19 protein-coding genes are annotated in these 18,936 nt (G+C 61.9%); 8 read left to right on the forward strand and 11 right to left on the reverse strand.

Features of this window, described 5'->3' with window-relative positions; translation table 11 throughout:
* The first annotated feature begins 169 nt into the window (after positions 1 to 169).
* Genes NIBR502773_RS26975 through NIBR502773_RS26985 form a run of 3 tightly spaced genes read left to right on the forward strand, consistent with a single transcriptional unit; the run spans position 170 to position 2,585 of the window.
* The gene (locus tag NIBR502773_RS26975; RefSeq protein ID WP_141157881.1) at positions 170 to 1,216 is read left to right on the forward strand and encodes an ATP-binding protein; all 1,047 of its coding nucleotides are present in this window, start codon (positions 170 to 172) and stop codon (positions 1,214 to 1,216) included.
* Positions 1,185 to 1,844 (forward strand): response regulator, encoded by a 660-nt coding sequence (locus NIBR502773_RS26980; RefSeq protein ID WP_115489050.1) that lies wholly within the window; start codon positions 1,185 to 1,187, stop codon positions 1,842 to 1,844. Before NIBR502773_RS26975 ends, NIBR502773_RS26980 begins: the two co-directional genes overlap by 32 nt.
* A complete protein-coding gene (locus tag NIBR502773_RS26985; RefSeq protein WP_065926400.1) occupies positions 1,845 to 2,585 on the forward strand; it encodes a PAS domain-containing protein in 741 nt (246 codons plus the stop codon).
* Positions 2,586 to 2,696: 111 nt separating this feature from the next.
* On the opposite strand, the gene NIBR502773_RS26990 is transcribed toward NIBR502773_RS26985, so the two are convergent.
* The 5 genes from NIBR502773_RS26990 to ribBA all read right to left on the reverse strand — a co-directional run bounded on the left by NIBR502773_RS26990 (position 2,697) and on the right by ribBA (position 7,962).
* The gene (locus tag NIBR502773_RS26990; RefSeq protein ID WP_141157385.1) at positions 2,697 to 3,851 is read right to left on the reverse strand and encodes an ABC transporter ATP-binding protein; all 1,155 of its coding nucleotides are present in this window, start codon (positions 3,849 to 3,851) and stop codon (positions 2,697 to 2,699) included.
* 17 nt (positions 3,852 to 3,868) lie between these two features.
* The gene (locus NIBR502773_RS26995; RefSeq protein WP_010567348.1) at positions 3,869 to 4,678 is read right to left on the reverse strand and encodes an ABC transporter permease; all 810 of its coding nucleotides are present in this window, start codon (positions 4,676 to 4,678) and stop codon (positions 3,869 to 3,871) included.
* Positions 4,679 to 4,684: 6 nt separating this feature from the next.
* The gene (locus NIBR502773_RS27000) at positions 4,685 to 5,602 is read right to left on the reverse strand and encodes an ABC transporter permease (RefSeq protein ID WP_065946543.1); all 918 of its coding nucleotides are present in this window, start codon (positions 5,600 to 5,602) and stop codon (positions 4,685 to 4,687) included.
* Complete coding sequence (locus NIBR502773_RS27005; RefSeq protein ID WP_027603596.1) at positions 5,599 to 6,624, reverse strand: ABC transporter substrate-binding protein; 1,026 nt, start codon at positions 6,622 to 6,624, stop codon at positions 5,599 to 5,601. The genes NIBR502773_RS27000 and NIBR502773_RS27005 overlap by 4 nt, the downstream gene beginning before the upstream one ends.
* A gap of 228 nt (positions 6,625 to 6,852) precedes the next feature.
* On the reverse strand, positions 6,853 to 7,962 hold the full coding sequence (gene ribBA, locus NIBR502773_RS27010; RefSeq protein ID WP_115489053.1) for a bifunctional 3,4-dihydroxy-2-butanone-4-phosphate synthase/GTP cyclohydrolase II: 1,110 nt from the start codon (positions 7,960 to 7,962) through the stop codon (positions 6,853 to 6,855).
* Positions 7,963 to 8,030: 68 nt separating this feature from the next.
* Between ribBA and NIBR502773_RS27015 the strand changes: the two genes are divergently transcribed.
* Positions 8,031 to 8,324 (forward strand): DUF1330 domain-containing protein, encoded by a 294-nt coding sequence (locus NIBR502773_RS27015; protein WP_065926396.1) that lies wholly within the window; start codon positions 8,031 to 8,033, stop codon positions 8,322 to 8,324.
* A 138-nt stretch (positions 8,325 to 8,462) separates the two neighbouring features.
* Here the strand turns inward: NIBR502773_RS27015 and NIBR502773_RS27020 are convergent, their stop codons facing one another.
* The 6 genes from NIBR502773_RS27020 to NIBR502773_RS27045 all read right to left on the reverse strand — a co-directional run bounded on the left by NIBR502773_RS27020 (position 8,463) and on the right by NIBR502773_RS27045 (position 13,351).
* Positions 8,463 to 9,026, reverse strand: a complete 564-nt coding sequence (locus NIBR502773_RS27020; protein WP_141157386.1) for an NUDIX hydrolase — start codon at positions 9,024 to 9,026, stop codon at positions 8,463 to 8,465.
* Between the two features lie 2 nt (positions 9,027 to 9,028).
* On the reverse strand, positions 9,029 to 9,781 hold the full coding sequence (locus NIBR502773_RS27025) for a GntR family transcriptional regulator (protein WP_027603600.1): 753 nt from the start codon (positions 9,779 to 9,781) through the stop codon (positions 9,029 to 9,031).
* Between the two features lie 130 nt (positions 9,782 to 9,911).
* Complete coding sequence (locus tag NIBR502773_RS27030) at positions 9,912 to 10,397, reverse strand: flavin reductase family protein (RefSeq protein ID WP_027603601.1); 486 nt, start codon at positions 10,395 to 10,397, stop codon at positions 9,912 to 9,914.
* Between the two features lie 12 nt (positions 10,398 to 10,409).
* Positions 10,410 to 11,891, reverse strand: a complete 1,482-nt coding sequence (locus tag NIBR502773_RS27035) for an aldehyde dehydrogenase (protein ID WP_141157387.1) — start codon at positions 11,889 to 11,891, stop codon at positions 10,410 to 10,412.
* Complete coding sequence (locus NIBR502773_RS27040) at positions 11,888 to 12,721, reverse strand: alpha/beta fold hydrolase (RefSeq protein ID WP_141157388.1); 834 nt, start codon at positions 12,719 to 12,721, stop codon at positions 11,888 to 11,890. The genes NIBR502773_RS27035 and NIBR502773_RS27040 overlap by 4 nt, the downstream gene beginning before the upstream one ends.
* A 39-nt stretch (positions 12,722 to 12,760) precedes the next feature.
* Positions 12,761 to 13,351 carry an amino acid synthesis family protein gene (locus NIBR502773_RS27045; RefSeq protein ID WP_141157389.1) on the reverse strand — a complete coding sequence of 197 codons (591 nt, stop codon included), beginning with the start codon at positions 13,349 to 13,351 and terminating at the stop codon, positions 12,761 to 12,763.
* A gap of 302 nt (positions 13,352 to 13,653) precedes the next feature.
* On the opposite strand from NIBR502773_RS27045, the gene NIBR502773_RS27050 reads away from it, so the two are divergent.
* The 4 genes from NIBR502773_RS27050 to NIBR502773_RS27065 all read left to right on the forward strand — a co-directional run bounded on the left by NIBR502773_RS27050 (position 13,654) and on the right by NIBR502773_RS27065 (position 18,915).
* The gene (locus tag NIBR502773_RS27050) at positions 13,654 to 16,545 is read left to right on the forward strand and encodes an ATP-binding protein (protein ID WP_168209014.1); all 2,892 of its coding nucleotides are present in this window, start codon (positions 13,654 to 13,656) and stop codon (positions 16,543 to 16,545) included.
* Positions 16,546 to 16,561: 16 nt separating this feature from the next.
* Positions 16,562 to 17,200: a response regulator transcription factor gene (locus NIBR502773_RS27055; protein WP_115489057.1), complete on the forward strand. Its 639-nt coding sequence runs from the start codon at positions 16,562 to 16,564 to the stop codon at positions 17,198 to 17,200.
* Positions 17,201 to 17,630: 430 nt separating this feature from the next.
* On the forward strand, positions 17,631 to 18,128 hold the full coding sequence (locus tag NIBR502773_RS27060) for a fimbrial protein (RefSeq protein ID WP_168209015.1): 498 nt from the start codon (positions 17,631 to 17,633) through the stop codon (positions 18,126 to 18,128).
* Between the two features lie 91 nt (positions 18,129 to 18,219).
* On the forward strand, positions 18,220 to 18,915 hold the full coding sequence (locus tag NIBR502773_RS27065; RefSeq protein WP_168209016.1) for a molecular chaperone: 696 nt from the start codon (positions 18,220 to 18,222) through the stop codon (positions 18,913 to 18,915).
* Positions 18,916 to 18,936: the final 21 nt, after the last annotated feature.

Genomic DNA, 18,936 nt, shown 5'->3' on the forward strand with positions numbered 1-18,936 from the left:
GGCTATGCCTTTGGAGATAAGCCTTGCGCGCCGGCCATTCGGGGCATGGAAGTTGCTGGGCCTTTCGACCACGCAGCGCAACCGGACGGGGAGTTATCGAAGAGTGCTGACACGACCAAAAGGCTGGCCGCTCTGGTTGGGGCCTGTGCGCCCCGAACAGGCGCGCAGCGTGCGCAGGTTGTTGGCCGGGTTGCCCCTGCACGCTGACGGTGCCTTGTCGGGTTTCCTGGACCGTTTCGACGCACTGCTGCCGCCTGCCAGGCTCAACCTGATCCTCGGCGGCGAAGACCTGGGCCCGACGCGACGAGGGTGGGTCGACGGCTGCCAGGCGGTCGCGCATTGCCCCTGGCGCGACGCCAGCGTGACGGACGCCCCCCAAGCCTGCGGACCGTGCCGGCAACGGGGCGTGCACCGTCTGGTGTGCGCCTTGCCCGAGGGTGAAAAGGGCGCATTGCTGCTCGACACCCCCCGGCGCGCCGGTGCCAGTTGGCGCCAGTTACTGGAAGAGGCGGCGCAGGCGGTAGGTGTGAGCGTGCGCCTGCGCAGTCAAACCCGTGAACAGCAGCGCAAACAGGCGACCTCCCGCCACGGTGCCCTGGCCCGTGAGCTGCACGATTCGGTGGCGCAGCAGTTGGGTTACCTGTCGTTCCAGGCCCATGGCTTGCAGTCGCAACTGGGCGAGCCGGCACTGCAGGACCTGTGCACCGGCCTGAGCCAACTGCAACGCCAGGTGCGCGAGCTGATCACCAGTGCGCGCCTGACCATGGACGGGCGCTCGCTGCGCCAGGCCCTGGCCGACTCCGTCGCGGAATTTTCGCGGCGCTGCATCATCGTCTTCGAACTCGACAATCGCCTGGCCGACGACGCCCTGAGCCCGGAAACCGAATTGCAGATCCTGCAGATCATTCGCGAGGCCCTGGCCAATGCGGTGCGGCATTCCCACGCGCGCCACGTGCGCATCGAACTGCGCCAGACCCAGGACGGCGACGCCTCGGTGTCGGTGGAAGACGATGGCATCGGCTTGATCCCGGCCTGCGACGAGCACAACCATTTCGGCCTGGCGATTATCCGCGAGCGCGCCGCCAGCATCGGCGCACGGCTGAGCATAGAAGCGATCCGCCCGCACGGGGTGCGCGTGCACCTTGGCCTGCGTCGCCACCACGATCTGCCACAGGGGAGTCTCGATGGACTGCACGACCTTATTACTGATCGATGATCACCCGTTGTTTCGCAAGGGCCTGGCGCAGTTGTTCGATGCCAGCGGCGACTTCGAAGTGGTGGGGCAGGCGGCCAGCGGCCGCGAGGGCATCAACCTGGCCGTGAGCCTGACGCCGCAACAGGTGCTGCTGGATTTGCACATGCCCGGCCTCAGCGGTTTGCAGGTGCTGGATGAACTGCGCCAGTTGCGCCTGGATTGCCAGGTGGTGGTGCTCACCGCCTCCATGGACCGCGCCGAGTTGCTCACGGCCTTGCGCCTGGGTGCCAGCGGTTATGTGCTCAAGGAAACCGAGCCGGATGCGTTGCTGGCGTATATGCGCAACTGCCACAAGGGCGCGATCGTGCTGGACTCGAGCCTGATTGCCTTGCTCGCCGACCAGGCCGAGCCCAGGCAAGCGTGTGAAGCTGCGGGCAGCGAAAACCTCACCGAGCGCGAAGGCCAGACCCTGGCGCTGATCGCCGCCGGCATGAGTAACAAACAGATCGGCAGGGAACTGGGGATCAGCGACGGCACGGTGAAAATCTACGTGCGCAGCCTGTTGCAGAAGCTCGGCCTGCATTCGCGCCTGGAACTGGCGGCCTGGGTGCACAGCGGTGCCTTGATGAAACACGAGGAGCGCCACTAGATGAGGGACAGCCCCGAAGCGTTTGCGCCGCCGCCGATTGACCTGATGGATTGCTTTCCCGCCGCCTTATTGCAACTGCGCGACAACGGCCAGATCGCCCACTTCAACCTGGCCTGGGCCGAGTTGATGGGCGCGCCGGGCGCGGAGCGTAACCTGATGGACTACGTGCACCAGGAAGACCGCCCGCTATGGCGCCAGGCCCTGAATGAACTGCGCCGCCGCCCCGACACCTCATTCAACCAGCGCCTGCGCTTTGTGCACCCCAGTGGCGAACTGCGCTGGTTCGAGATCAGCCTCAAGCGCGGCCCCCAAGGCTTCTATTTGGTGGCCGGGGACGTTACTGCCCACAAGCGCCGCGAAATCGCCTGGCAGGCCAGCCAGCGCAGCAGCATGAGCTTGCTCGACAGCATGCCGGGCCTGATCTATCGCGGCCGCAACAACCGCGACTGGACCATGGAATTCGTCAGCGCCGGCTGCCTGCAACTCACCGGCTACCCCGCCGAACGCCTGGTGGACAACCATGAGTTCACCTACAACAGCCTGATCCTGGCGCAGGATGCCGACTATGTGTGGCGCGAGGTGCAATATGCGTTGTCACGGCAGGAGCCGTTCGAGCTCAATTACCGGATTCGCTGCGCCGACCGCTCGATCAAGCATGTGTGGGAGAAGGGCGTGGGGATTTATGCGGATACCCGTGAGGTGTTGGGGATCGAGGGGGCGATTTTCGAGCGCAAGAGTTGACGGATAAACGCACTTCAAATGTGGGAGGGGGCTTGCCCCGATGAGGGCGTGTCAGTGAATGCATCTTTAACTGACACAACGCTATCGGGCACGCCCCCTCCCACATGGGATTCAATGCGCGCCTGCGGCCTTGTTCAGATCACTCTCCGTCCACTCCGTATACACACACGCATCCGCCGTCGCCCAGCGCACACGCACCGGGTCGCCGGCCTTGAGCGGCATGCCCGCAGCGGACAGCGCCTTGACCGTCATCGATGTGCCGCCGAGGGTTTTCACTGTGCAGGTCTGGCTTTCGCCGAGGAACAGCACCTCACCCACAATCGCCGACACTTCATTCCAGCCCGCCGCCAACGGTTGCTCAGCGGCCTGTTTGACACTCAGCGCCAGGGCTTTTTCCGGGCGTACCATCAGCAGCACCTCCTGCTCGGTGTGCAACCCGCTGGTCAGGCGGATCGACACGGATTGGCCTTCGAACGCCGCCACGGCATTGCCCTGGGCCTTGAGCTTGAGGAAGTTGGAGTTGCCGAGGAACGACGCCACGAACGCGTTCGGCGGGTTCTGGTAGAGGTCGAAGCCGCTGCCCAGGCCGACGATCTTGCCGTGGCTGAAAATCGCGATGCGCTGGGACAGGCGCATGGCTTCTTCCTGGTCGTGGGTCACGTAGACGATGGTGATGCCCAGGCGCCGGTGCAGTTGGCGCAGTTCGTCCTGCAGGTCTTCGCGCAACTTCTTGTCGAGGGCGCCGAGGGGTTCGTCCATCAACAGGATGCGTGGCTCGTACACCAGCGCGCGGGCGATGGCGACCCGTTGCTGTTGGCCGCCGGACAATTGCGAAGGGCGGCGATGGGCGAACTGTTCCAACTGCACCAGCTTGAGCATGGCGTCGACGCGCTTGTCGCGTTCGGCGCTGGCCAGTTTGCGAATCGCCAGGGGGAAGGCGATGTTGTCGCGCACCGACAAATGCGGGAACAGTGAGTAACGCTGGAACACCATGCCGATGTCGCGCTTGTGCGGCGGTACGTTGACCAGCGATTGGCCGCTGACCAGGATCTCGCCGCTGCTTGGCGTTTCGAAGCCGGCAAGCATCGACAGCGTGGTGCTTTTGCCCGAGCCGCTGGAGCCGAGGAAGGTGAGGAATTCGCCGTCCTGGATGTCCAGCGAGATGTTGTCCACGGCAGCGAATTCGCCGTAGTGCTTGTTCAGGTTGCGCAGGCTGACCAGGGGTTGGCCATGGCTCTGCGCGACATCGTTGATCACTGCACTCATGTTCTTCTCCTCGGCGCTCAAGCGCGGGTTTCGGTACGCCGGCGAACGGCGGCGGCAATCACCATGACCAGCACCGAGAGGCCGATCAGCAGCGTCGACGCGACGGCGATCACAGGCGTCAGGTCCTGGCGCAGGGTGGTCCACATTTTTACGGGAAGGGTTTGCAGGGTCGGGCTGGCCATCATCACGCTGAGCACCACTTCGTCCCACGAGACCAGGAAGGCGAACAGCGCACCGGCGACCATCCCCGGACGAATCGCCGGAAAGGTCACCTTGAACACTGCCTGCAACCGCGAGGCGCCGCAGATCACCGCCGCGTCTTCGATCGACTGGTCGAACAGTTTCAGCGAGTTGATGATCGAGATGATGGTGAACGGCAGCGCCACGATCACATGGCTGACCACAAAGGCGAACATCGTGCCGGTGTAGCCAAGCTTCAGGAACAGCGCGTACACCGCCACGGCGATGATCACCAGCGGCACGATCATTGGCAGGGTGAACAGGCCGTAGAGCAATTCACGGCCGGGGAAGCGCCCGCGCACCAGGGCAAAGGCGGTGGGCAGGCCGAGGGCGACGGCGAATACGGTGGTCAGCACGGCCACCTTGAGGCTGGCCATGGCCGCGTTCATCCAGTCGGCGTTGGAGAAGAACTGGCCGTACCATTTCAGCGTCCAGCCCGGCGGCGGGAACACCAGCCATTGCGACGAGCCGAACGACAGCAGCACGATGAACACGATCGGCAGCAGCAGGAACAGGCCGATCAACCCGGTGGTGGTGTAGAGGCCCAAGCGCATCCTGCGGCTCATGGCATTGGGGGTCAGGAGCATGACGGCTTACCTCGCGTTGCTGGCGCCAACCGGGGATTCCGGCTGAAGCTTCAGGTAGAAGTAGAACAGCACCAGGGTGATGAAGATCAGCAACGCGGCGCCGGCACTGGCTAGGCCCCAATTGAGGAACGATTGCACCTGCTGGATGATGAACTCGGGCAGCATCATGTTCTGCGCACCGCCGAGCAGCGCCGGGGTGACGTAGTAACCGAGGGACATCACGAACACCATCAGGCCGCCGGAGAACAACCCCGGCCGGCACAGCGGCAGGAACACGCGCAAGAAGTTGGTCCACGGGCTCGCGCCGCAGATCGAGCCGGCCTGCAGGATCATCGGGTCGATGGCCTGCATGGTCGCCTGCAATGGCAGCACGATGAACGGGATCATGATGTAGCTCATGCCGATCACCACGCCGGTGAGGTTATGCACCATCTCCAGGGGCACATCGATGATGCCCATGGCCATCAGCGCCTTGTTGATCACCCCGGAGGCTTGCAGCAAGACCAGCCAGGAGTAAGTGCGGGCGAGCAGGCTGGTCCACATCGACAGCAGCACAATATTCAGGATCCAGCGTCCCCAGCCGCGCGGCACCAGGGTGATCGCCCAGGCCAGCGGAAAGCCCAGCAGCAGGCTGAACAGGGTCACCAGGCCCGCCACCGAAAAGGTGTTGAGCAGCACCCGTGCATAGGCCGAGTTGGCGAACAGCTGTTCATAGTTGCCCAGGCCCGGCACCGGCTCCAGCACGCCGCGCAGCAGCAGGCCGATCAACGGCGCCAGGAAGAACAGGCCGAGGAACAGCAGGGCCGGGATCAGGTTGCTCGAGCCCCGCCAGCGCTGTGCCAGGGACGGCGCCCCGGCCTTGGGCGAAACCGCACCGGCAGCGCCGAGGGCGCTCCCGGTCGGTGTGGTTGCCGTCATTTTCATTTGACTAGCCATTCATTCCACCGTGTCGCAATGGCCGGACCGTTCTTGGCCCAGTAGGCGAAATCGAGGGTGATCTGGTCCTTGACGTAGGCGGTCGGCAGGTTCGGCGCGAGCACCGAATCCAGGCGCTGCACGCTGTCGATGTTCACCGGCGCATAGGCGGTCAGGTTGGAGAAATCCGCCTGGCCCTTGGCGCTGCTGGCGTTGGCGAGGAACTTCATTGCAGCCGCTTTGTTTTTCGAACCTTTAGGCACGACGAGGATATCGGCCATGACCAGGTTCTGCTTCCAGCTCACGCCCACGGGCGCGCCGTCTTCCTGCAGGGCGTGGATGCGACCGTTCCAGAACTGGCCCATGCTGACTTCGCCGGACGCCAGCAACTGTTGCGACTGCGCACCGCCGCCCCACCAGACGATGTCTTTCTTGATGGTGTCGAGTTTCTTGAAGGCGCGGTCCAGGTCCAGGGGGTAGAGCTTGTCGGCCGGGACGCCGTCGGCCAGCAGCGCCAGTTCGAGCACACCGGGGCTTGGCCATTTGTAGAGGGCGCGTTTGCCGGGGTAGGTTTTGGTGTCGAATAGCGCGGTCCAGTCCTGGGGCTTGCCGGCGCCGAGCTTGCCTTCGTTGTAGCCGAGCACGAAGGAGAAGAAGAACGAGCCCACGCCATGGTCGGAGACGAAGCGCGGGTCGATCTTGTCGCGCTGGATCACCGAGAAGTCGAGGGGTTCGAGCAGGCCTTCGGCGGCGGCGCGCAAGGCAAAGTCGGCCTCGACATCCACCACGTCCCACTGCACGTTGCCGCTTTCGACCATGGCCTTGAGTTTGCCGTAGTCGGTGGGGCCATCCTGGACCACGGTAATGCCGCTGGCCTTGCTGAACGGGTCGGCCCAGGCCTGCTTCTGCGCATCCTGGGTGCTACCGCCCCAGCTCACGAAATTGACGCTTTCGGCCGCCATGGCCGCGTGAGTGGCCGTGGCCAATAAACCCGCGAACAGCACCGCGGTTGCACGTTTGTTCAACACCATTTTCACGCCCTCATTTGTTTTGTTATTGAGCGGGCTTGGTAATGCCCGCCTATCGGGAGCAGTAGGTCCATCGGGGGCCTCTAATCGAGACCCCAAAAGGCGACCGTGCCAAGGGCTGTTATTGGTGCTCTCCCTGGCGGGCGCACTTGGCGGAAGCGTTCGGTCTATGGAATATCATATTATGGTATTCCAAACTTTGTGCAAGCATTTTGCCTTACCGGTTATCCGTCATTCGGTGAAGGGAATGCTCTCGACCACCTCCAGGTCGTAGCCGGTCAGCCCGGCGTATTTGAGGGGCGGGCCGAGGTGACGCAGTTTGCCGACGCCGAGGTCTTGCAAGATCTGCGCCCCGGTGCCCACTTCGGAATAGATGCGCGACTGCGAGCGGTTGAACTGGCGCGGTGCCTGAGTCAGTTGCGGCACGCGTTCCAGCAGCGCCTGGGACGACTCATGGTTGGCCAGCACCACCACCACGCCGCTGCCTTCAGCGGCGACACGTTGCAAGGCCGCCCACAGCGTCCAGTTGGACGGGCCGCTGTAGTCGGCACCGACCAGGTCTCGCAGCGGGTCGATCACATGCACGCGCACCAGCGCCGGGGTATCGCGGCGCAACTGGCCCATCACCATTGCCATGTGCACGCCGCCGTCGATGCGGTCTTCAAAGGTGATCAGGCGGAATGTGCCGTGCACCGTGGGCAGGTCGCGTTCGCCGATGCGCACCACGGTGCGTTCGGTGCTGAGGCGGTAGTGGATCAGGTCGGCGATCGTGCCGATCTTGATGCCGTGCTTGCGCGCGAAGATTTCCAGGTCGGGACGGCGGGCCATGGTGCCGTCGTCGTTCATCACTTCGACGATCACCGACGCCGGGGTGTGCCCGGCCAGGCGCGCCAGGTCGCAGCCGGCTTCGGTGTGGCCGGCGCGGGTCAACACGCCGCCGTCCTTGGCGCGCAACGGGAAGATATGCCCCGGCTGCACGATATCGGCCGGTCCGGCATTGATATCGACGGCCGCTGCCACGGTGCGTGCGCGGTCGGCGGCGGAGATGCCGGTAGTCACGCCGCTGGCGGCTTCGATGGACACGGTAAACGCGGTGCTGAACACGCTGCCGTTGCTCGGCACCATCTGTTCCAGGCCAAGGCGCTGGCAGTGTTCGTCGGTAAGGGTCAGGCAGATCAGGCCACGGGCTTCGCGGGCCATGAAACTGATAGTCTCGGCGGTGCAGCAGGCCGCAGGCAGCAACAGGTCGCCTTCGTTTTCCCGGTCTTCGTCGTCCACCAGGAGCACCATCTTGCCTTGGCGGTAGTCTTCGATGATGTCTGCGATGCTGTTGAAGGACATGGAGAGTGCTCGATTTGTTGGTTGTATGTATTATGGTATACCAAAAAACTCAACAAGAGGATGTCACAATGAAGGCCTACTGGATTGCCCATGTGGATGTGTCCGATGCCGAGCAATACACGCAGTACACCCAGCGCGCGCCGGCAGCGTTTGCAAAGTTTGGCGGGCGGTTCCTGGCCAGGGGCGGGCGCAGCGAGGCGATGGAAGGCGGGCCGGCACGGCAGCGAAATGTGGTGATTGAGTTTGAGAGCTATGAGCAGGCGGTGGCGTGTTATGAGTCCGCTGAATATCAGGAGGCGAAGGCGCACCGTGAAGGGGCGGGGCTGGCGCAGATCATCATCGTGGAAGGGCTGGCGCCCTAGGTCATCAGGCCGAACATGGGCCAAATGTGGGAGGGGCTTGCTCCCGATAGAGGTCTGTCAGCTACAAGGATGCTGACTGATACACCGCTATCGGGAGCAAGCCCCCTCCCACATTTTGATCCGTGTTTGGCCGTGCGGTCAGCGGATAAAGTGAATCTTGCCGCTGTCATCATTACCGATGTAGATGCCATACACCCCAGCCTGGCGTTCCTCGATATACCGTTCGAGAATCTGCCGGATCGCCGGGTAGTAGATGCTCTCCCAGGGAATGTCCTCGGGCGCGAAGAACTTGTAGTCGAGGGTCTCCGGGCCGAACTGGCCGGTGATCTCCAGCGCGATGGCGCGGAAGATGATGTACACCTCGCTGATCCTGGGCACGCTGAAGATCGAGTAGGGCGATACGATCTCGGCGCGTACGCCGCTTTCTTCCCAGACTTCACGCAACGCCGCCTGCTCAGTGGTTTCGCCACCTTCCATAAAGCCGGCAGGCAAGGTCCAGGTGCCCGGGCGGGGCGGGATCGCCCGTTGGCACAGCAGGTATTTGCCGTCCTGCTCGATGATGCAGCCGGCGATGATCTTGGGATTGATGTAGTGGATATAGCCGCAGCCCCGGCACATCAGGCGCTCATGGGTATCGCCCGGTGGCAGCTGGTGACCGAGGTCACTGCCGCCGCATGTCGGGCAAAAGCTGGGGCTGGCCAAGGTCAGTGACCTATGCGCGGTTCTTTCAGCGCGATGGGCAGGGTGATTTCCGGAATCTTGCCGGTTTCTTCCTGTTTGCGCTTGAGGTAGTCCAGGGCCACGGCGGCCGCCGCACGCACGTGATCGACGCAGGCCTGGTGGGCCGCCAGCGGGTCGCCGCTCTTGATCGCCTGGACCATGCGTTCCATTTCCTGGTTACTGGTGCCGCGACGGTTTTCCTGGGACACCGAGGTGGCGCGTAGGTAGCTGATGCGCGCTTGCAACTGGCGCAACTGGGTGGCCGCCACATGGTTGCCCGAACCTTCGAGCAGCACGTCGTAGAAGCCCTGGACCGAGTCGATGACCTGTTGCAGTTCACCGTCCTTGAGGGCCTTGCGGTTTTCTTCCAGGGCTTTTTCCAGGGCCTTGATGTCCTTGGCCTTGGCGCGCAGGGTGAACAATTGCACGATCAAGCCTTCGAGCACGCAGCGCAGTTCATAGATGTCGACGGCGTCGGCCAGGGTGATGATCGCCACCTGCGGGCCCTTGGCATCGGCGAATTCCACCAGGCCTTCGGACTCCAGGTGACGCAAGGCTTCGCGTACCGAGGTGCGGCTGACGCCGAGGCGGTCGCACAGGTCGCGCTCCACCAGGCGGTCACCGGGCAGCAGTTGGAAGTTCATGATGGCGCTGCGCAGTTTTTCCAGCACGATTTCGCGCAGGGTGACCGGGTTGTGATTGACCTTGAAGCTGTCGTCGAGGGGCGCGCGTTTCATGGGGTCTGCTCTGAATTTAGCGGTTAACTGGAGGCCTCGGCCGGCCGGGGCCGATTGAGGGCCGAAAATCGTGCCCAAGTTTATCATGCTGCGTTCCTTAAGCGACAAACCCTCACGGCCCCCGCGCGCCTCAGGCCAGGGCCGGCAGCGGGCCCAGCTTGCCCTTGTGGTAGATCATCGGCGTGACCGGCTCCTTGGGCAGGATCAGGTTCTTTACCGCGCCGACGATGATCGCGTGATCGCCGCCGTCGTATTCGCGCCACAGTTCGCACTCGATGATCGCCGTGGCCTTGGCCAGCAGCGGGTTGCCCAACTCGCTCAGGTGCCACTCGATGCCCTTGGCCTTTTCCTTGCCTTTGCTGGCGAAAGCATAAGCCTCGGCGGTCTGGTCGGCGGACAGCAAGTGGATCGCGAAGCGCTTGCTGTCGCGCAGGATCGGGTAGGTGTCCGACCCATAGTTAGGGCAGAACAGCACCAGCGCCGGGTCGATCGACAGCGCGCTGAACGCACTGGCGGTAATGCCGACGATGCCGCCGTCCGGGTCGAGGGTGGTGACCACCGTGACGCCCGAAGGGAATGAGCTCATGACGTCTTTGTAAATGCCGGGTTCGATCATGGTCGGGGTCTCTTAACGCATCACGAAAGGATCAGGCATGGGCGCCTGGGAGAGGTTGATCCACACCGTCTTCAGCTCGGTGTAGGCGAGCACCGAATCGATGCCGCTTTCACGTCCGTAGCCGCTGTTCTTGAAGCCGCCGATAGGCGCCATCGCCGACACGGCGCGGTAGGTGTTGACCCAGATGATCCCCGAGCGCACGTCCCGCGCCAGGCGGTGGGCGCGGCCAAGTTCGCGGGTCCAGATGCCGGCGGCGAGGCCGAATTGCGAGTCGTTGGCGATGGCCAGCGCTTCGGCTTCGTCCTTGAAACGGATGACCGAGGCCACCGGGCCGAACACTTCTTCCTGCATGATCTTCATCGAGTTGCTGTCGCACTCGAACAAGGTCGGCTCATAGAACCAGCCCTCACCGAGGTTCTGCGGGCGTTTGCCACCGGTGCGCAGGCGCGCGCCTTCGGCGATGGCATCGGCGACCAGGCCTTCGACCACGGCCAGTTGCTGCGCGGTGGCCATGGGGCCCATTTCGCTGGCGTCGTCCTGGGGGTTGCCGATGCGGATGCGCTCGGCACGTGCCACCAGGCGCTCGACGAATTCGTCGTAGATTTCATCCTGCACCAGCAGGCGCGAGCCGGAGACACAGCTCTGCCCGGACGCCGCGTAGATCCCGGCAATCGCACCGTTGATGGCGCTGTCGAGGTCGGCGTCGGCAAAGATGATATTCGGCGATTTGCCGCCCAGTTCCAGGGACAGCCTGGCGAAGTTCTCCGCACTGCTGCGCACCACGTGGCGGGCCGTGGCCGCGCCGCCGGTGAAGGCGATCTTGCGCACCAGTGGGTGGCGGGTGAGGGCGGCGCCGGTGCTGGGGCCGTAGCCGGTGACCACGTTGACCACGCCCGCTGGGATCCCGGCTTCAAGGGCCAGGCGCGCGAGTTCGAGGATGGTCGCCGAGGCGTGTTCCGACGGTTTGATCACGATGGTATTGCCCGCCGCCAGGGCCGGCGCGAGTTTGATCGCGGTCAGGTACAGCGGGCTGTTCCACGGAATGATCGCGGCGACCACGCCCATGGCTTCGTGCACGGTGTAGGCGAACAGGTCCGGCTTGTCCAGCGGCAGGGTACCGCCTTCGAGCTTGTCGGCCAGGCCGGCGGTGTAGTGGAAGAACTCCGGCAGGTAGCTGACCTGGCCACGGGTTTCGCGGATCAACTTGCCGTTGTCGCGGCTTTCCAGCTGGGCCAGTTGCTCCTTGTTCTCGGCGATCAGGTCACCCAGGCGGCGCAGCAATTTGCCCCGTGCGGTGGCGGTGAGGCCACGCCAGGCCGGGCTGTCGAAGGCGCTTTGCGCGGCCTGCACGGCGCGCTCCACATCGGCTTCATCGGCGTCGGGCAGTTGCGCCCAGGGTTCGGCCAGGGCCGGGTTGAGGCTGTCGAAAGTCTTGCCGGACAGGGCATCGACCCATTCACCGCCGATGCACATCTGGAAGCGTGCGAGTGTCATGCAACGATCCCCTTGATTGGATTGTTTTGGGCGTACACCGTGTCGAGGAAGCCCAGCAGCAGCTGGTTGACCAGGCGTGGCGATTCTACCGGCATCATATGCCGTTGCTCGGCCAGCACCGCAACGGTGGCACCGGGAACACGATCGGCCAGTTGCCGGGCCATTTCCGGGGTTGAACCGGGGTCGAGTTCGCCGGTGGCGACCAGGGTCGGTACGCGCAGGCCCTTGAGGTCGTCGGCGCGGTACATGTCCTGGGTCGCGAACAGTTCGTAGGTGGTCAGGTAGCCCTGGGGGTCGTTGCCCGCCAGGGTTTCCCGCAATGCGGCGATCTGCGCCGGGTTGGCCGCCTGGTATTCACGGCTGAACCAGCGCGACAGCGCAGCTTCGGCATTCGCATCCGGGCCGTGTTCGGCGGCCTGGGCGGTGCGTGCGATCACGCCGGCACGCTGTTCGGGGCTGCGATTGAACACACTGTTGAGCACTACCAGGGATGTGAGGCGCTCGGGGTAGTGCAGGGCAAACGCCCGGGCGACCAGGCCGCCCATGGAAAAACCGATCACCGTGGCCTCGGGCAATTGCAAGTGGTCGAGCAGCTCCAGCAACTGGTCGGCATACCCCAGCAGCGGCGTGCCGGCGGCCGGGCGCGGGCTGGCGCCATGACCGAGCATGTCGTAGGTGATCACGCGGTAATTCGTGGCCAGGCCAACGACTTGCCCGCCCCACATTTCTTTATTCAGGCCCACGCCGTGGATCAAAACCACAGGCTGGCCTTGGCCGGTCGCCAGATAACTGGTGCCAGCCGGGGTGCGTTCAGCGGTGAGCCGAATCATGGAGCGCTCCTGCATGCTTTTTGTTTTGGCCGGTCTTGCTTACTGGGCTTTTTCAGCGGCCAGCTCTTCCAGGTCGATATAGCGGTTGCCGATACGGGGGTGCAGGCGGCCGCCATCGGCGCAGCCCAATACCACGACGATTTCGTCGGCACGCGGCGAATCTTCGATGTGCATTTCCAGGGTGATGTAGTGCGAACGCAGGCCTTCGTCGTCCTTGTGCATCATCGGGATCTGGATCGAGGTGCCAGGGCCCCCGCGCTTGTTGGTGAAGCTCAGGTAGCTCTTGGCCTTGACCGCTTCACGGTAGTGATTGCCGAAGCGCAGGGTATGGATGATCGCGCTCGCGTGTTCGATCTCGCCATCGGCCCCGACCACGGCAGCCTTGCCATACGCCTCGATGTTTTCGGCGCCGCCAATGATGCCCACCAGGCGCTCGACCATCAGCGCGCCGAGGTCGGAGCAACTGGCCCGGATCTCGGGCTTCAAGTCTTCGACGAAGCCACGACCCAGCCATGGGTTCTTCAGCACCACGGCGAGGCCGACCATTTTCACCGGGGTGTCCGCGGCCTTGCCGCCTTCGATAAAGGTTTCTTCTACGTAGCTGACGATCTTGCGGATTTCGAAACTCATGAGCTGCTCCGTCTGAGGTAAATGGATCTGTGTATGATGGTATACCATAATATGACAAGTGCAAGCGCCACAAGACCGGGTCGGCAAACGGTGCACCTGGATGATGGGTTTTTTTTGATCTCGATCAACCTGTGCGAGATGCCCATCTGGTAAAAACGCCCCCTTTTTTAAACTTGACGCCGCTTCAAGCCTGGCAAGGCGAACTTGCCGTGTTACGCCATACTCACCTCCAGCTGTGGCATACAGCGCCTGGCTCTATGCCGCTACCACCGTGCCGTCTTCCGAGACCGGACTTTGAACCTATGCCCGAACGCAACTACAGCTTGATTCGCAAGCTCGCCAGCACGTCCCTGCGCCTGAATACCGTGCTGATCTGCGCGCTTTTTCTTAACCTGTTAACGCTGGCCGCCTGCTATTGGGCGTTGAGCAAGGTGGTTGCCGAAGAGCGCAACAAGGTGACGCTGCATTTCAACCGGCTGGTGGGTGATATCCATCAGCACGAAAAATTCATCAACAGGATTGCGCAACACGGCAACCAGGTCTCGCAGAACCAACCGACGTCGGGTCTGACGGTACAGAGCCAAATGCGTGTCGACACGCCAGGCGTGCGGATCTTTGAGGCGGCGCAATATACGTTTTCGATGCCGTTTACCCTGGCGCAACAGCACGTAACGTCCGGCCCGCATCCGGGCAATTTCGCCTTGGGGGTGATGCTGGCGAATTTTTACAGCCGTTTCTGGAGTACCTCTGTCTACCCGGCACCGCAGGTGTTCGTCATCGGCGCGCTGGGCAACACCAGCATGGCTGTGCCTGCCATCGACCGGTTTCCGGGGCGTGTGCTGCTGACGACGGAGAACTACCTGGCGGCAGTCGAGCGGATTTACAGCGCGCTGCCAGTCGGTAAAGACTCGACGGGGGCAGTCCACGTGCGCTGGGCGCCAGCGCAGTATTTCATTGCCGGCGAGTCCCGTGAGCTGTTGGGTTATCTGGATTTCAGGCTGCCCGATGCGATCTGGTGGACCCCTGAGGTCAAGCGTCGGATTTTCATCGTGACCCTGTTGGATCTGGAGCGCATCAATGATCCCGAGCAATTGTTCGAGCGGCCGATCTACGACCGCTTGCAGCTGTTGTCTCCCCAGGGCGACTCGTTGATAGATGCAGTCGGTGTAGCGCAGAGCTACCGGCAGGGCCTGAATCTCACTGCGCAAGGCCTGCTGTTCAAGATGGGCGGCCCCAGTGCCGGTGGTTGGGTCGCGTTATACGAACTGAATTATCAAGGCTTTTTCGGCTACGCCAAGTGGCAGTTGCTTGGCGGCATTGGCCTGCTGCTGGCCAGTGTGTTGAGCAGTTGGGTGGCGATTCGCTGGTACGCGCGCAAGGTGGTTTCGCCCGCGCGCCAGGCCCATTTTGAGATCGTCGAAAGCGACACTTTCAGCCGTACGGTAATCCAGACTGCCCCTGTGGCACTGTGTGTGCTCAGGCGCGCGGATCGGCACCTGATCATGCAAAACCCACTGGCCGAACGAATGCTGGGGGATGCCCAGGCGGTGAGGCAGTTGAGTGAGTCTTGGGGGCTCAATCCTAACCCGGCGCAACCCGACGGCGATGTGATTTTCCACGGCCGCCACGGCTACACACTGCACGGCAGTTTCGCCTCAGCCCGCTATCGCGGCGAGGCGGTGGTGCTCTGCGCGTTCAGCGACATCAGCGCGCACAAGGCGGTGGAGCAGAAGCTCGCCGAGGCCAGCGCTGCCAAGTCGCGGTTCCTGGCGACCATCAGCCATGAGATCCGCACTCCACTCTATGGCGCGTTGGGTACCCTGGAGTTGCTGGGGCTCACAGAGTTGACCGAGCAACAAAGCAACTATCTGCACATTATCGAGCGCTCCTCTTCAATGCTTCTGCAACTGGTCAGCGATGTGCTGGACATGTCCAAGATCGAAGCGGGGGAGATGGCGCTGGAGTCGGCGGATTTCAGCCCCCTCGCACTGGCCGAGGAGGTCGTCGCCGAATACGGCGGCACCGCACAGGGCAAGGGTCTGCAGTTGCGCTTGAATGTCGATGCCGGTGTACCGGTTGGGGTGCATGGGGATGCGCGGCGTATCCGGCAGGTCCTCACCAATCTGCTCAGTAATGCCCTCAAGTTCACCGAGCACGGCGGTGTAACGCTGCAGGTGAGCGCCGCGATTAGCGACGACAGGGCTACGCTGACGTGGCAAGTCACCGACACCGGCGTGGGTATTGCGGCCGAGCAGCAGGTTCATCTGTTCGAGCCGTTCTACCAGGCGCACCGACATGCGCATACCGTTGCTGGCACCGGGCTTGGCCTGTCCATCTGCGCGCAACTGGCCCAACTGATGGGCGGTCGGTTGAGCGTGGCCAGCGAACCCGGGGTGGGTAGCTGCTTCAGTTTCAGTGCCAGCTTTGCCTTGGGGCAGCATGCACCGCTGACCGCCGTGCGCGCTCGCTTGTCTCGGCATCCCGGTAAGTTGGGCCTGAACCTGCTGGTCGCCGACGACAACCCGATGAACCAGGCATTGATCAAGGAACAACTCGAGCAGCTCGGCTGTCGCGTCACCCTGGCAAGTCACGGTCTTGACGCATTGGCGCGCTGGTCTCCGGCTTTCGATGCGCTACTGACCGACATCAACATGCCGCAGATGGATGGGTTCGAGTTATTGAGTGCGCTGCGTCAGCAGGGCGTAACGCTTCCGATCATCGCCATCACCGCCAGCGCCCTGCCGGAAGAAACCCGACGCTTCGTCGCAGCCGGCATGGATGCCTGGCTTGTAAAGCCCGTGAGCCTGAGCGATTTGTACGCAGTGTTGCGACGCTGCTGCCCGCCCGCGCAAATACTTGAGCCGCAGGAGGAAGAACTGCCGGCGTTTGTGGCGATCTCACCGCGACTGCATGAACTGTTTGTGAATACCACGCGTGCAGACCTGAAAATCCTGCGCGACGCCAGCCAGCAACACAACATAGCTGCCATGGTGCCGCAGTTGCATCGGCTGCGCGGCTCGCTGGCTGCGGTGCAGGCGAAGCAGCTGGCAGACGCGTGCAAAGCGCTGGAGCAGCAACTGATCGCCACGCACAAAATTCCCAAGGGCGTTATTGAACTCATGGACGGTATAGAGCGACTACTGGCGGGCCTTGCGCCGAATACGGACGGCGAGCCCCCTACATCCAATGACTGAGACTGGAATACAAACCATGAAAAAGACCACTGTGTTAATAGCCGACGACCATCCGATTGTGGCGATGGCGGTGCAGGAAATAGTCGAGCGCGATGACCGCTTTGAAGTGGTGGGTATCGCCAAGGGTCCTACTGAATTGGTGCAGATGCATCAGCAGTTTTCGCCTGATGTCGTGATTGCCGACTACAGCATGCCCGGCGACGGAATTCATGGCGATGGATTGCAGATGATCGAGTTGCTGTGCCGGCGCTTTGGTGACACCCGCATCCTGGTATTCACCATGCTATCCAATCCCCTGATTCTCAGCGGCCTCTATCACCTGGGTGTGTGGGGCGTAATATTGAAAAGTGGTGATTTCAATGAGATTGCGGTAGCACTGCAGGCGTTGTCGCAGGGACGCAAATACCAGCCACCAGCGCAAGCGCTGTCGAACATCGACAGCCAGATGCAAGCCAGGGCCGCTCGGCTGACGATGCGCGAATACGAAGTGCTTCGGCATTTTGTATCGGGCTTGAGTGGCCGTGAAATCGCGGCACGATTGCATAGAAGCACCAAGACAGTGAGCGCACAAAAGGTCTCGGCGATGCGCAAGTTGGGCGTGGAAAATGATCAAGCGTTGTTGACCTTCTGTGCGGACGCGCAGCTTTTCCTGTAAGTCGTGCCAGCGGTTTACGTGGGCTGAACCGAAAGATAGTTCTCGCCCTGGGCCTATTTTCAGTTTGATCTTAAAGACAGCCACCGAGTCGGCTCGCATAATGGCCCCACAGCGTCAGCCCGCACCTCAATAGACTAAGTCACGTCACCTACTTGTAGCCGTGTGCTGGTTGAGTTGCACTAGAAAAGAACAGTTTCTTATTGCAGTTGTGCGCAACAGTGCACTTCAAGGCGGCGGGTCACTGTGCGCCAAAAAAGGATTAATTTCCAAGTAAGGAGGTGGATGCCCAGCAACTCGTGAAGTGAAGTTCGGCCCTGTGATGCGTTATTAAATTAACGCAAATTAATATAAATTTGAGAGATGATAAAGTATGAAGAAGCAACGTTTACTGCCTGTGCAGGCGGCGCTCCTGAGTGTGTGTGGTGGTCTGATGTTGTCAACTACTGTCAGTGCCGCGGAAGCCGGTACTATTACTTTCAACGGTAAAGTTACGGATGAAACTTGCCAGGTAACCACCGGCTCATCGGGCGATTTTACCGTGGACCTGGCCACCGCCAAAGTGGCTGACCTGGCCCAGGCCGGTGCTACCGCGATGCCGTCCAACTTCCGTATTGCGGTCAATCAATGCTCGCCGACCGTGACCAATGTACGCGCGCAGTTTCTCTACGATGCCAACCTGGTCGACATCAGTTCGGGCGTGCTGAAAAACCAGTTGAGCGGCGATACCTCCGCCACCAATGTGGGCCTGCAGCTTTACAACTACGCAGACAACTCCTTGATCAAACCAGGCGACGCTGGCGCTGCCAAGAGCTTCACCGTGGAAGACGGTGCGGCTGAAATGATCTACGGCGTGCAGTACTACGCGACCGGCAAATCCACGGCAGGCCTGGTGAAGAGCCAGGTCAAATACCAATTGAGCTATAACTGAGAATGTCCCTCTGCGCAGACATCGCGCAGAGGGGACTACCCTGACTATGCGGATATATCGTCTATTAATAGGTTGCCTCCTCATTTATTTAATGAGCTTCGATGCTCGCGCCAATATCGTTTTGGGCGGGACTCGGTTGATCTATCCAGGCGGCGAACGTGAAGTCACGCTGCCCCTGTCGAACAAGGGCGCGACCCCGGCACTGGTGCAATCGTGGATGGATGACGGCACCACCGACTCTACGCCGGAGAACAGCTCCGCGCCGTTCCTGATCATGCCGCCGCTGACCCGTATCGAAGGCCAGGCCTCGCAGACCCTGCGGATCCTGTTCAATGGAACAGCATTGCCGCCAGACCGTGAATCGCTGTTCTGGCTGAATGTACTTGAAGTACCACCGGTGCCGGAAAAGTCGAGAAACAAGAACAACTTGTTATTGGCTGTTCAAAGTCGAATTAAAGTGTTCTATCGACCCGCGACACTCCGCAGCTCCTTGCATGACGCCGCGAAGCATTTGAAGTGGCAGGTGTTCGGCGACGGCGCACAGTTGAAGTTACGCTGCACGAATACCTCGCCATTGCATGTCTCGTTTGCCGATATACAGGTGAAGTGGGTGGGCAAGACACTCAGTAATACTGACGGTAATCATATGGTTGCCCCTGGCGGCGAAGCCGTGTTTGAACTGCACCCGCAGACCGCGCGCCTGCCTGAACTAAAAGCCCAGGGCATACAGTTTAATTATATTAACGACTATGGCGCCTTGAAAACCGTGAACGCGCAGTTCGACTAAGTTCAATTACCCTTTCGCTAA

Source organism: Pseudomonas sp. NIBRBAC000502773 (genome assembly GCF_006517195.1).
Classification (GTDB): domain Bacteria; phylum Pseudomonadota; class Gammaproteobacteria; order Pseudomonadales; family Pseudomonadaceae; genus Aquipseudomonas; species Aquipseudomonas marginalis.

Coding starts and splice junctions, on each gene's coding strand:
- NIBR502773_RS27030 (WP_027603601.1), bottom strand. CDS start 10,397: ATGATCGAACCCGGCATTTACAAAGACGTCATGAGCTCATTCCCTTCG.
- NIBR502773_RS27025 (WP_027603600.1), bottom strand. CDS start 9,781: ATGAAACGCGCGCCCCTCGACGACAGCTTCAAGGTCAATCACAACCCG.
- NIBR502773_RS26995 (WP_010567348.1), bottom strand. CDS start 4,678: ATGCTCCTGACCCCCAATGCCATGAGCCGCAGGATGCGCTTGGGCCTC.
- NIBR502773_RS27045 (WP_141157389.1), bottom strand. CDS start 13,351: ATGAGTTTCGAAATCCGCAAGATCGTCAGCTACGTAGAAGAAACCTTT.
- NIBR502773_RS27035 (WP_141157387.1), bottom strand. CDS start 11,891: ATGACACTCGCACGCTTCCAGATGTGCATCGGCGGTGAATGGGTCGAT.
- NIBR502773_RS27060 (WP_168209015.1), top strand. CDS start 17,631: ATGTTGTCAACTACTGTCAGTGCCGCGGAAGCCGGTACTATTACTTTC.
- NIBR502773_RS27055 (WP_115489057.1), top strand. CDS start 16,562: ATGAAAAAGACCACTGTGTTAATAGCCGACGACCATCCGATTGTGGCG.
- NIBR502773_RS26985 (WP_065926400.1), top strand. CDS start 1,845: ATGAGGGACAGCCCCGAAGCGTTTGCGCCGCCGCCGATTGACCTGATG.
- NIBR502773_RS27065 (WP_168209016.1), top strand. CDS start 18,220: ATGAGCTTCGATGCTCGCGCCAATATCGTTTTGGGCGGGACTCGGTTG.
- NIBR502773_RS27015 (WP_065926396.1), top strand. CDS start 8,031: ATGAAGGCCTACTGGATTGCCCATGTGGATGTGTCCGATGCCGAGCAA.
- NIBR502773_RS26980 (WP_115489050.1), top strand. CDS start 1,185: ATGGACTGCACGACCTTATTACTGATCGATGATCACCCGTTGTTTCGC.
- NIBR502773_RS27040 (WP_141157388.1), bottom strand. CDS start 12,721: ATGATTCGGCTCACCGCTGAACGCACCCCGGCTGGCACCAGTTATCTG.
- NIBR502773_RS27050 (WP_168209014.1), top strand. CDS start 13,654: ATGCCCGAACGCAACTACAGCTTGATTCGCAAGCTCGCCAGCACGTCC.
- NIBR502773_RS26990 (WP_141157385.1), bottom strand. CDS start 3,851: ATGAGTGCAGTGATCAACGATGTCGCGCAGAGCCATGGCCAACCCCTG.
- ribBA (WP_115489053.1), bottom strand. CDS start 7,962: ATGTCCTTCAACAGCATCGCAGACATCATCGAAGACTACCGCCAAGGC.
- NIBR502773_RS27005 (WP_027603596.1), bottom strand. CDS start 6,624: ATGGTGTTGAACAAACGTGCAACCGCGGTGCTGTTCGCGGGTTTATTG.
- NIBR502773_RS27000 (WP_065946543.1), bottom strand. CDS start 5,602: ATGAAAATGACGGCAACCACACCGACCGGGAGCGCCCTCGGCGCTGCC.